This is a genomic window from Fusobacterium ulcerans (assembly GCF_003019675.1).
Classification (GTDB): Bacteria; Fusobacteriota; Fusobacteriia; order Fusobacteriales; family Fusobacteriaceae; genus Fusobacterium_A; species Fusobacterium_A ulcerans.
Window position 1 is genome coordinate 1,077,320 of the sequence record NZ_CP028105.1, and the last position, 11,227, is coordinate 1,088,546.

General features: G+C 30.3%; 12 protein-coding genes. 10 read left to right on the top strand and 2 right to left on the bottom strand.

Going from position 1 to position 11,227, the window contains the following annotated elements:
* Nucleotides 1–3: 3 nt before the first annotated feature.
* Nucleotides 4–180 (bottom strand): hypothetical protein, encoded by a 177-nt coding sequence (locus C4N20_RS16480; RefSeq protein ID WP_005979546.1) that lies wholly within the window; start codon nucleotides 178–180, stop codon nucleotides 4–6.
* 2 nt (nucleotides 181–182) lie between these two features.
* The gene (locus tag C4N20_RS04865; protein WP_005979548.1) at nucleotides 183–734 is read right to left on the bottom strand and encodes a hypothetical protein; all 552 of its coding nucleotides are present in this window, start codon (nucleotides 732–734) and stop codon (nucleotides 183–185) included.
* Nucleotides 735–1,001: 267 nt separating this feature from the next.
* Here C4N20_RS04865 and C4N20_RS04870 point away from each other — a divergent pair, with 267 nt between their 5' ends.
* The 10 genes from C4N20_RS04870 (at nucleotide 1,002) to C4N20_RS04915 (ending at nucleotide 11,212) form a co-directional block, all read left to right on the top strand.
* The gene (locus C4N20_RS04870) at nucleotides 1,002–1,886 is read left to right on the top strand and encodes a VIT1/CCC1 transporter family protein (RefSeq protein ID WP_005979550.1); all 885 of its coding nucleotides are present in this window, start codon (nucleotides 1,002–1,004) and stop codon (nucleotides 1,884–1,886) included.
* 388 nt (nucleotides 1,887–2,274) lie between these two features.
* Nucleotides 2,275–3,885: a nickel ABC transporter substrate-binding protein gene (nikA, locus tag C4N20_RS04875; protein ID WP_005979551.1), complete on the top strand. Its 1,611-nt coding sequence runs from the start codon at nucleotides 2,275–2,277 to the stop codon at nucleotides 3,883–3,885.
* A 71-nt stretch (nucleotides 3,886–3,956) separates the two neighbouring features.
* Complete coding sequence (gene opp1B, locus C4N20_RS04880) at nucleotides 3,957–4,898, top strand: nickel/cobalt ABC transporter permease (protein WP_005979553.1); 942 nt, start codon at nucleotides 3,957–3,959, stop codon at nucleotides 4,896–4,898.
* Nucleotides 4,899–5,723 (top strand): nickel/cobalt ABC transporter permease, encoded by an 825-nt coding sequence (gene opp1C, locus C4N20_RS04885; protein ID WP_005979554.1) that lies wholly within the window; start codon nucleotides 4,899–4,901, stop codon nucleotides 5,721–5,723.
* Complete coding sequence (locus C4N20_RS04890; RefSeq protein WP_005979555.1) at nucleotides 5,720–6,562, top strand: ABC transporter ATP-binding protein; 843 nt, start codon at nucleotides 5,720–5,722, stop codon at nucleotides 6,560–6,562. The genes opp1C and C4N20_RS04890 overlap by 4 nt, the downstream gene beginning before the upstream one ends.
* The gene (locus tag C4N20_RS04895) at nucleotides 6,546–7,385 is read left to right on the top strand and encodes an ABC transporter ATP-binding protein (RefSeq protein ID WP_005979556.1); all 840 of its coding nucleotides are present in this window, start codon (nucleotides 6,546–6,548) and stop codon (nucleotides 7,383–7,385) included. Before C4N20_RS04890 ends, C4N20_RS04895 begins: the two co-directional genes overlap by 17 nt.
* A complete protein-coding gene (locus C4N20_RS04900) occupies nucleotides 7,360–8,658 on the top strand; it encodes an MATE family efflux transporter (protein ID WP_005979557.1) in 1,299 nt (432 codons plus the stop codon). The genes C4N20_RS04895 and C4N20_RS04900 overlap by 26 nt, the downstream gene beginning before the upstream one ends.
* 13 nt (nucleotides 8,659–8,671) lie before the next feature.
* Complete coding sequence (locus C4N20_RS04905) at nucleotides 8,672–9,619, top strand: M14 family metallopeptidase (protein WP_005979558.1); 948 nt, start codon at nucleotides 8,672–8,674, stop codon at nucleotides 9,617–9,619.
* 129 nt (nucleotides 9,620–9,748) lie between these two features.
* Nucleotides 9,749–10,219, top strand: coding sequence for a hypothetical protein (locus tag C4N20_RS04910; protein WP_005979559.1), 471 nt, complete (start codon nucleotides 9,749–9,751; stop codon nucleotides 10,217–10,219).
* 411 nt (nucleotides 10,220–10,630) lie between these two features.
* A complete protein-coding gene (locus C4N20_RS04915) occupies nucleotides 10,631–11,212 on the top strand; it encodes a hypothetical protein (protein ID WP_005979560.1) in 582 nt (193 codons plus the stop codon).
* The last annotated feature ends 15 nt before the right edge of the window (nucleotides 11,213–11,227 follow it).

Sequence of the window (11,227 nt, forward strand, 5' to 3'; positions counted from 1 at the left end):
TTATCACATCTCTCTCAATATTTTAAACTTTGTAAGCTCAGTTTTATTAGACAGCTGTACATAACTAATATACTCACTGCTTCCTATTTTAACTTTTACTTTTATTAATTCCTGTTTTTTCTGTTCTCCATATATCAATATGCCCCCAAGAAAAAATATTAGCATAAATATTACTTTCATTTTTACTCCTTTTTCCATCCATCTTCTTCATAAGCAAATTTTTCATGATAAGACACTATATTCTCATATTTCACTTTTTTATTTTTCATATTTCTATATATATTTATTTTCATAAATTTCACCATATCAAACCCATAAAAAGATATTCGATATCTAGCTATATCATCATATCCAAAAATATATATGCTAAAAGATGGGGTTATATTGCCGTCTTTTGTTATTTTCACTTCAAATCTCTCTAGATTTTTTTTATCATATACAGTAGCATATTTTAAAGAAAAAGGTAGTTTTATATTTTCTTTTTCTCTTATTAAGTTTTCATACACTATTATTTTCTTTAGAATATAGTCAATTTTTACATTGTATAATTTTTCATTATCAAAAGACATTACTGAATAATCAGTAAAAATATTGACTATCTGCTGCTTCGCTTCTTCTATCTCTCTTTTCTCTTTTAAATTTCGATAATATATTATTCCTACATACATAACACTTAATATTATCAGCGTTGAAACAACTATATTTAGATAAGTATATCCTTTATTTTTAATCAATTTTCTTTTCTCCATTTATAATATGAATATTAAAGTGATTTATATAAATAAAATTATGCTTTATTATATACTTCACGATTAGTTATTTTCCTCTATTTTTCTAACAAATAATTTAAAACCAATATAATATAAATCTTAATTACCAGCACTTTTTCTAACCAATCCTTGAGAAAAAATATTTTTTATAAAAATTGTATTTTCTCCTAAATACGTATATAATTTAAATATGAAAATAATTTAAATTTCATAAATAGAGGGGGAAATAAAATGAAAGAAAGAGAGCTCAGCCAAAAAGCACTGGACATACTTCTTAAAAGTCAAAGAGATGAAGAAACTGACTGTCTAATATATGACTTTATGTCTAAAAAGGAAAAAGATCCAAAAAACAAAAAAATCTTAGCAAAAATGGCTGCTGACGAAAGAGATCATGCAAAAATGTGGAAAAGCCTTACTAAAAAAGAAGTAAACCCTAATTTAAAGCTTGTTTACTGGTATAAATTTCTCACTATAATTATGGGATTTACATTTGTATTAAAACTTATCCAGTCTGGAGAAACTACTGCCAGTTCTAAATATGCTGATATTATAGATGAAGTCCCTGAAGCTAAAAAAGCTTCCGAAGATGAATTAAGACATGAATATGAACTTATTGAAATGCTTGATGAAGAAAGGCTTCAATATGTAGGAGCTATGGTTCTTGGGTTGAATGATGCCCTTGTTGAACTTACTGGAACTATTGCTGGTCTTTCATTTGCCCTTATGAACACTAGAATAGTTGCTCTTTCTGGTATTATCACTGGAATATCTGCAACTCTTTCTATGGCAGCTTCAAACTATCTTGCTGAAAGAGCAGAAAATAATCCTAATGCTATGAAATCAAGTGTTTATACTGGAGTAGCTTATCTTATTACTGTTGCTCTTCTTGTACTTCCATACCTTATATTTCCTGAAGATATGTGGCTTGGTGCTTTAGTTACAATGCTTATTACAGTTATTTTCATTATTCTTTTCTTCAACTACTATATTTCTGTTGCTAAAGACTTGCCGTTTATGAAAAGATTTTTGGAAATGGCAGGAATCAGTCTTTCTGTAGCTGCTATATCTTTTGTAATAGGTATCCTAGTAAAAAAATTCTTGGGAATCGATTTATAATTGTAAAAAATTATTTTAATTACAAAACTATTTGATAAAATTAAAATATAAAGATATTAAAAAAGTTATGAAACAAATTTCATCTCTTTTTTGATATCTTTTTTCTTTATCATCTTCCTCTTCTAATATTTTTTTCTTTCTATAATTTTCTCTTCCAACATATTTTTTCTCTATTCTTCTTTTTATTCTACTTTTTAATTTTATATTTATACTAAAAAAATCTCATTAAACATTCCTGAAGAAAAAAATCTTTATTTCTAAAAAAATAACTCCAAAAACTTTTTTGCGAATAAAATATTTTAATATTCAAATTATTTTTTATTGAAAATAGTTTGATTTGATGATATCATAGACAATATTAATGTCATCAAAGGAGGAATTAGATTTTATGAAAAAAGAAATTTTTAAATTTATTCTTGGAGTAACTGTAATTTCCAGCCTGTTAAGTGGTTGTGGCTCTGATAAAGATAACTCAGCTGCTGTTAAAAATACTACTGCTGAACCTGTAAAAAAAGAGGAATTAACATTCGTTAACTATCGTGATATACGTGATCTTAACCCTCATCTTTATGCTGGAGAAATGTATGCTCAAGAGATGCTTTATGAGACTCTTGTAAATATTACAGAAAAAGGATATGAACCTTGCCTTGCTGAAAGCTGGACTATCAGTGAAGATGGAAAAATATATACATTCAATATCAGAAAGGGAGTAACATTCTCTGATGGAACTGTATGTGATGCAAAAGCTATAAAAGCTAATTTCGATGCAATTATAGAAAATAAAAGCAGACATACATGGCTTGAAATGATGCAGCTTTTAGAGAGTGTAGACCTTATAGATGACTATACTATTCAAATAAAAATGAGCAAGCCCTATCACCCTATGCTTACAGAGCTTGGAGTTACTAGACCTTTTGCTATGATTTCACCAAAGGCTATGAAAGATGGCTCTACAAAAAATGGTGTAAACGCATATATTGGAACTGGGGCATATATTTTAAAAGATTTTGTTACTGATGAATATGCAATATTTGAAGCAAACGAAAATTACTGGGGAAAAGTTCCTGAAATTAAAAAAATTATTGTTAAAGTTATACCAGATAATCAAACTCGTATTCTAGCTTTAGAAAAAGGGGAAATTGATTTGATATTTGGAAAGAATATGATAGATGCTGATGCTATAAATAAATACAAAAGCAGTGAAAAATTTACTACAGCTCTTTCAGAGCCAACTTCTACAAGACAGATTGTATTAAATACTTCAAATGGAATATTGAGAGATAAAAGTGTAAGACACGCTCTTCAATATGCTACTAATAAACAGGCTATATCTGATGGAGTTTTCTATGGGTTGGAAAAGCCAGCTGATACACTTTTTTCTAAAACTATTCCATACAGCAATATAGATTTAAAACCTTATGAATTCAGCATGGAAAAAGCTGCTGAAACTTTAGATCAAGCTGGGTGGCTGAAAAATGATAAAGGTATCCGTGAAAAAGATGGTCAAAAATTACAGCTTTCTCTTCTTTACAACAGTGACAGTGTAACTGAAAAAATAATTTCTGAATATCTTCAGTCAGAATATAAAAAAATAGGTATAGAAATATCTATTGCTGGAGAAGAGGAACAATCTTATCGTGATAAAATGAAAACTGGTAACTTTGATATGGTATTCAATATTTGCTGGGGAACACCTTATGACCCTCAATCTTCTCTTGCTGCTATGCGTCAGCCTGTTTATGGAGACTATGCTGCTCAATTAGGGCTGGAAGATAAGAAAGAAATTGATGAGGCTATAACAAAAATACTTGTGTCAACTGATGAAAAAGAAAGACAGGATTTATATACTTTTGTTCTTACAAGACTTCATGAAGATGCAGTATATATTCCTCTTACTTATGAATGTAATAAAGCAATATACAATTCTGCTTTAAAAGGTGTCAACTTCACTCAAACTCAATATGAAGTGCCTTTCGCAGATATGTATTTTGAAAAATAAATTTTAATGCTGAAAAGGGAGAATGAAAATCTTCTCTTTTCAGCTTTTAGTCTTTTTTAGGAGGAAACATTTTGAAGAACTATATACTAAAACGTATTCTTATGAGTATCCCTCTTCTCCTGTGCATATCTTTTGTCTGTTTTGTTTTTATCAATCTTATTCCTTCAGACCCTGCTGAAGTAGCTCTAAGAGTAAGACAGACTCCCATCATCACAGAAGAAGCTATAATGCAGGTAAGAGAAGAGCTAGGGCTCAATGACCCTTTTCTTTTAAGATATATCAAATGGCTTTTTCAATGTCTGAGACTAGATTTTGGAGTAAGCTACACAAACCCAGCACGTACTGTTCTTGGAGAGATTGGAAGATGCCTTCCAGCTACTTTAAAACTTGCTGGAATGTCTCTTCTTTTTGTAGTGACTCTCAGTCTGCCAATAGGATTCTTTTGTGCAGTGTACAAAGATTCTCTTTTTGACCGTGTAATGAGAGGAATAATTTTTATGACTACTGCCATGCCTGCTTATTGGATTGGTCTGCTTTTAATATGGTTGATCAGTATAAAACTTGATCTGCTTCCTACAAGTGGCGGAGGGGGGCTGAAATATCTTATCCTTCCTTCTTTTACTGTTTCTCTTACATATATCTCTACTTATATTAGACTTATCAGAAACAATATGCTTGAAAATATGAAGGAAGATTATGTTCTTTATGCAAATGTAAGGGGGTTGAAGCAAAAAGATATTCTTAGAAAACATATATTAAAAAATTCTCTCCATACTTGTATCGTTGCTATTGGTATGAGTATTCCTCAGCTTATAGCAGGTACTATTGTTGTAGAGAATGTATTTGCATGGCCTGGTATTGGAAAACTATGTATAACTTCTATTTTCAATAGAGACTACCCTGTAATTCAAGCTTACGTACTTATGGTTGGAACACTTTTTGTAGTTTTCAATCTTATATTTGATATCATTCAATATGTATCTGACCCTAGACTTAGAAAGGAAGTGTGTTAAATGTTTAATAAGCTTTTAAAAAACAAAACTGCTGTCTTCTGTATGGCACTTATACTTCTTCTTTCTGTCATGGGAATATTTGCTCCACTGTTTGCTCCAAATGACCCCTATGAAAATGATATTATGAATAAATTCGCATCTTATTCATTACAGTACCCATTGGGGACTGACCAGTTGGGAAGATGTGTTTTTTCAAGAATGATTTATGGAATAAGACCTACTCTTTTCCTTTCTCTTGTAACTATGCTGGGTACTATTGGTCTTGGAACTCTTATGGGACTTCTGGCTGGATATTTCAAAGGAACTATTGATGAAGTTATAATGAGAATTGTAGATATGATGCTCTCTTTCCCAAGCCAGATTATGATACTTGCTATTGTAGCTCTTCTGGGAGTGGATATAAGGAATGTCATCATTGCAAACATATTTATAAAATGGGCATGGTATGCACGTATGATAAGAACAAATGTTGTAAAATATACAGATAAAAATTTTGTTCTTTTTTCAAGATGTATTGGTTCTGGAGAAAGATTTATTCTCATAAGGCATATGATTCCATGTATAGCTTCTGAAATGGCTGTACTGGCTACTCTTGATATTGGGTGGGCTGTACTTAATATTTCCACCCTGTCATTTCTTGGACTTGGTGTACAGGCTCCTGTTCCTGAATGGGGAGCTATGCTTAATGAAGCTAAAAATGTTATGACAACCAACCCTATTCAGATGATAGCTCCCGGTATTGCAGTGGTTATTCTTGTAGCTTCTTTCAATCTTCTTGGAGACTGCCTGAGAGATGCTTTTGACCCTAAGGAGGCACAGATATGAAAACATTGCTAAAAGTTGAAAATTTGTCTGTTGAAGCAAGAACTAATAAATCATCTGTAAAGCTTGTTGATGATATCTCTTTTTCTTTGAAAGAAGGAGAATGCCTTGGAATACTGGGGGAGTCTGGAAGTGGTAAAAGTATGACTTGTAAAGCAATTATGGGACTTCTTGATAAAAATTTTCACATTGAGGGATTTGCTGTTTATGAAGGTAATAATCTTATTAAAAAAAACAGCGAAGAAATGAGAAAACTAAGAGGAAAGGAAATTGCAATGGTTTTGCAAAACCCCATGACTTGTTTTGATCCTCTATACCCCATTGGCTATCAAATGGCTGAAACATTTGCAGAACATCTCAATCTCTCACAGGAGGAAATAAGAAAGAAATCAATTGAAATATTAAAGCTCATGCAGTTAAAAGATCCAGAAGATATTCTTCATAAATACCCACATCAATTAAGTGGTGGAATGCTGCAAAGAATAATGATTGGTCTGGCTTTAGCTATGGAGCCTAAACTACTAATAGCTGATGAACCGACAACTGCCATAGATGCTGTTACTCAATATGAAATAATGAAAGAATTTATAAAAATAAAAGAAAAATATAAGGTAGCAATAATATTTATCTCTCATGATTTAGGTGTCATTTCAAAAATTGCTGATAATGTTATTGTTATGAGCAATGGAAAAGCTGTAGCTCAAGGAGATAAAAATCATATATTCTCTTCTGAAAAAGAAGAATATACAAAAATGCTCATAGAGAAAAAAATGGCAGTTATGAATAGATACAGAGAAATACTCCATAATGGAAGGAGGAAATCATATGCTCCTAGAAGCTAAAAATATATTTGTTAGTTTTAAAAAAGAAAATCAAACTTCTTTTTTTGGAAAAGAGAGACAGGAAGTAGTAAAAGATGTGTCAATCTCTTTAAAAAAAGGAGAATGTTTAGGTATAATAGGAGAAAGCGGAAGTGGTAAAAGTACTTTTGGAAAAACATTAATAGGCCTTTTAACTCCTGATAAAGGAGATGTAACTGTCAATGGAATAAGCCTTTATGGTAAATCTTCAAGAGATGAAAAAAGAAAAGTAAAACAGGCAGTAAGTGTAGTATTCCAAGATTATACCTCTTCCGCAAATCCAAGATTTCGTATAAAAGATATCATTGGAGAATCTTTAAGAGTTATAGAAAAAAGAGAAAATATAAAAATTGATAAAAAGAAAAGAACTGAAGAGCTTCTTGAATTAGTTGGTCTCAATAAAAATTTTATAGATAGATATCCCCATGAATTAAGTGGAGGTCAGCTGCAAAGAGTATGTATAGCAAGAGCTGTTGCTACAAACCCAGAAATTATTCTTCTTGATGAAGCTATCAGTTCTCTGGATGCTTCTACTCAGACTCAAGTTATGGATCTCTTAAAGAATCTCCAGAAAGAATTTGGATTTTCATATATTTTTATAACTCATGATCTTCCATCAGTGACATATATGTGTGATAGAGTAATATTTTTTTATGATGGTAAAATAGTGGAACAGGTTGATGATATTTATATGCTGTCAGAAGTAAAAAGTTCTTACGCTGCAAAACTTTTACATTCTATTTTAGAAATTGATATACAAAATGAGGAGCAGAGAAGTTATGCAAAACAACAGTCTTACTCATAAAATATATCTTCATATAATGATTCCTTTTATGCTTTCAACTGTGACACAGCCTTTATTAGGAGCAGCTGATATAGCGGTAGTAGGAAGGCTTGGAGATGAAAAATATATTGCTGGTATATCTATTGGAACTCTTATCTTCAATACAATATATTGGGTATTTGGCTTTTTAAGAGTAAGTACTACAGGATTTAGTGCTCAGAGTGCAAAAAATTCTGATATTCAAAAAACTTCAGATACTTTTTTCAGACCTCTTTTTATAGCTATTTTCATCAGTATATTATTTATAATATTTCAAAATACTATATTTAATTTTTCCATGGAGCTAATAGTTCCTGATATAGAAATAAAAAAAGCTGCAAGTGAATACTTTTTTATACTCATATGGGGAGCCCCCTTTGTTTTAATTAACTATGTCATTCTCGGGTGGCTCATGGGACAGGGAAATATAAAAGGTTCTCTTAGTATGCAGATAAGCAGCAATCTTTTAAATATAATTTTAGATGTGATTTTAGTTGTAATTTTTAAGCAGAAAATTGCTGGTGTTGCATATGCTACACTTATATCTCAAATAGTTTCTACTTTAATTGGATTATATTATCTGCTTCCCTATGGTTATACTAAAAATTTATGTTTAAAAAATATTTTCAGAAAGAAAGAGTTAATCTCTATTATGTGTGTAAATAAAGATCTTATGCTGAGAACAGTCTGTCTTGTTGTACATAATAATCTTTTTACAGCTGCAAGCTCTTCTCTTGGAGTGACTATTCTCTCTGCTAATGCTGTTCTTTTTCAAGTACTTTCAATTATTTCATATCTGCTGGATGGTATAGCTAACACTTCCAGTGTTTTTGCTGGAAGAGCAGCAGGGGAAAGAGATAATATTCTTATGAAAAATACATGGAAAAAAACGCTTCAATGGGGATTGATAATGGCAGGAATACTTACAGTTATATATTTAATTTCATATCCAAAAATAATAGAAATATTTACAAATATAACTACTGTAGTTCATACAGCTGAAAGATATGCTTACTGGATAGCTCTCTATCCTATTTTAGCTTTTATAGGGCTGACTTTCTATGGAGTTTTTACTGGTTCATCTGTTACTGCTCCAATTCTTTATTCTACAGCTGGAGCTTTGGCTGGCTTCCTTCTTTCATGGAAATATGTAATTCCAATTTTAAATAATGATGGTATCTGGATATCTTTGCTTCTATTCTATTTTTTAAGAAGTATATTATTGATACCATTTCTCAAAAAAACTTTAAATTAAAAAGGAGATGATTATGAGTTTTGTTTTAGGCAATATAAAATGTGAAAATGGAAAAAAAGAAAAGGGATACTGGAACATAGAAAAAACTAGATATCATATCCCTATTACTGCTATCTGTGGAAAAAAAGAGGGAAAAACTGTTGTCATTTCTTCTGGAGTACATAGTTGTGAATATGTGGGTATCCAAGCAGCTATTGAAACAGCTCAGGAGCTTTCTCCTGAGAATATTTCTGGAACAGTTGTCATTTTGCATCCTGTGAACTATACAGGCTTTTTCAAAAGACTTCCTGCTGTTATTCCTGAAGATAATAAAAACCTCAACAGAGTTTTCCCTGGAGATAAAGATGGCACTCTTTCTGAAAAAATAGCTTATAATTTTTCAAAATATCTTTACCCTAATATAGATTTTTTCTTTGATCTACATGGAGGAGATGTACAGGAAAATGTTACTCCCTTTGTATATTTCTCTGGCTCAGCAGATGAAGAAGTTAAAAAAATATCAATAGAAGCTGCAAAATCACTTTCACTCCCTTACAGAGTAAAATCATCTTCTGTAAATGGTGTATACAGCTCAGCTGCCATGCAAGGAGTCCCATCTCTTCTTGTGGAAAGGGGAGGAAGAGGCCTTTGGAGTAAAGAAGAAGTTGGAGCTTACAAAGAAGATATTCTAAGACTTCTAACTCATTTTAATATTCTAGAAAATAATTTCAGTTTTTCTGATATGACTCAAGCTGAAATAAATAATTCTAAATACCTTGAATCTAGACATAATGGATTCTGGTACCCAGCTTTTGAAGCAGGAGATACATTTAAAAAAGGAGCATTCCTTGGAGAGATAAAAGACTGTTTTGGAAATATTCTTGAAACCTATAAAGCTGAATTTGATGGAATTATTCTTTATGAAACAATATCTCTAGCAATAGCTATTGATGATCCTCTCATTGCTTATGGAGAAATATAATTTCCCTAATCATTTAAGGAAAATTGACTTTTTTTTCTGAATTATGTTATACTTTGTAAATTATAAATCATTTTTTCTTCTATACTAAATGATTTACAATAATATCGCTACAGACATTAAGGGGGAAATATGAATTTTTTTACAATTATTTTAGTTATTCTTTTTATAATTTTAGGAAATCTTTTCATTGTTTTCATGAATACCCGTATAGTTATGAAAGGGAAAAGAACTAAATGCCTAGAAAAACTCTCAAAAGAAAAAGGATACAAGTTTACTAAAAGATGGGATTGTAATTACGCTACAATAGCTATTGATGAAGAGAAAAAAATAATAGCACTTTTAGAACCTGCTTTCTTAGATTTTAAAGCATTTGAAATAAATGGTATCGATATTTCATCTAAAAAAATAGTTATCAACTCTCTTATTCCTGGGTTAGCAACTGGGGTAGAAGTTCTTCTAACTTTAAGAAATGGTGAAGAATATAGTTTAGAAACACTAACACTAAAAAAAGTTTTATTTGGAACTTTCAAGTTTCATCCTATTGTAACTAATGCTATTAAAAATGCTGAAGAAATTGAAGCTATTTTAAATTCATTCTAAATAATAATTTTTTATTTTTATATCACTTTCAAACAATCATAAGAATATTTATGGTTGTTTTTTTATTTTTTGTTTTTTTATATTTTTTTTCCCAAACAAATTTTTTATTTCTTTTCTTCAATTCAAAATATTTAATCTGCATATTTTTTTTAAAAACTTTGCCTAATATTAATTGTATGTTTTTTTGTTTGAAAAGATAAATTTAAATGTTATAATTTAATTATATAAATAAAAACAGTTTACTTTTTAACAGTTTTATTTAAAAATATTTTGTAGTTTTAAAAAGAATTATACAATTTTTTAGAATTTTTGTACGTCAAAAACAAAAATAAAAACAGGGGAATTTATTTTATTATTTTTAATTAAACTACAACATCTTGAAAGCAATTTAATTTTAAGGAGGAAAGAGATATGAAAAAAGTAGTTACTATGTTTCTTTTTCTATCTTGTTTGACAACAGCACTTTATTCACAGGAAGTAAGTGAAAAAGAGGGGAGAAAAGTTCTTGAACAGATAAGAAGAGAAATTCAGGCTGAAGAAAAAGCAAAACTGAAAGCTATTGAAGATGCTGAAAAAGCAAAAGCTGAAGAGGAAAAAGCCAGAATAGCAGCTGAAAAGGCAGAGGAAAAAAAGGGAAAAAAAATACTTGAGGATATTAGAAGAGATATGAATGAATCTCTTGAAGAAAAAGTATTTAGAAGTGACAATAACCCTGAAGCTAGAATAGCAGCAGCTGGAGCAGCTTTTGAAATTGGAAAGGAAAGAATGGCATTTCTGAAAATGGAAGAAGAAGAGATTGTGAAACTTGAAGAAGTTTTGGGGATGGAACCTAATGAAAACAGAGTATTTTTAAGTCAGAAATTTGATGAAGTATATGATCAGTTTAATTCAAATAATAATGAAATTGAATTACTTTTATTAGAAAATGAGAAACTTAATGAATACTTGAGTAGATTAGATAGAATGGAACAGAAAGTAAGAGCAGGAAATTAAATAGGGGGAAGATTT

What these genes read in the sequence shown, in the direction of transcription:
- C4N20_RS16480 (WP_005979546.1), bottom strand. Translation starts at nt 180, where the DNA reads ATGAAAGTAATATTTATGCTAATATTTTTTCTTGGGGGCATATTGATA.
- C4N20_RS04870 (WP_005979550.1), top strand. Translation starts at nt 1,002, where the DNA reads ATGAAAGAAAGAGAGCTCAGCCAAAAAGCACTGGACATACTTCTTAAA.
- nikA (WP_005979551.1), top strand. Translation starts at nt 2,275, where the DNA reads ATGAAAAAAGAAATTTTTAAATTTATTCTTGGAGTAACTGTAATTTCC.
- opp1C (WP_005979554.1), top strand. Translation starts at nt 4,899, where the DNA reads ATGTTTAATAAGCTTTTAAAAAACAAAACTGCTGTCTTCTGTATGGCA.
- C4N20_RS04890 (WP_005979555.1), top strand. Translation starts at nt 5,720, where the DNA reads ATGAAAACATTGCTAAAAGTTGAAAATTTGTCTGTTGAAGCAAGAACT.
- C4N20_RS04895 (WP_005979556.1), top strand. Translation starts at nt 6,546, where the DNA reads ATGCTCCTAGAAGCTAAAAATATATTTGTTAGTTTTAAAAAAGAAAAT.
- C4N20_RS04900 (WP_005979557.1), top strand. Translation starts at nt 7,360, where the DNA reads ATGCAAAACAACAGTCTTACTCATAAAATATATCTTCATATAATGATT.
- C4N20_RS04905 (WP_005979558.1), top strand. Translation starts at nt 8,672, where the DNA reads ATGAGTTTTGTTTTAGGCAATATAAAATGTGAAAATGGAAAAAAAGAA.
- C4N20_RS04910 (WP_005979559.1), top strand. Translation starts at nt 9,749, where the DNA reads ATGAATTTTTTTACAATTATTTTAGTTATTCTTTTTATAATTTTAGGA.
- C4N20_RS04915 (WP_005979560.1), top strand. Translation starts at nt 10,631, where the DNA reads ATGAAAAAAGTAGTTACTATGTTTCTTTTTCTATCTTGTTTGACAACA.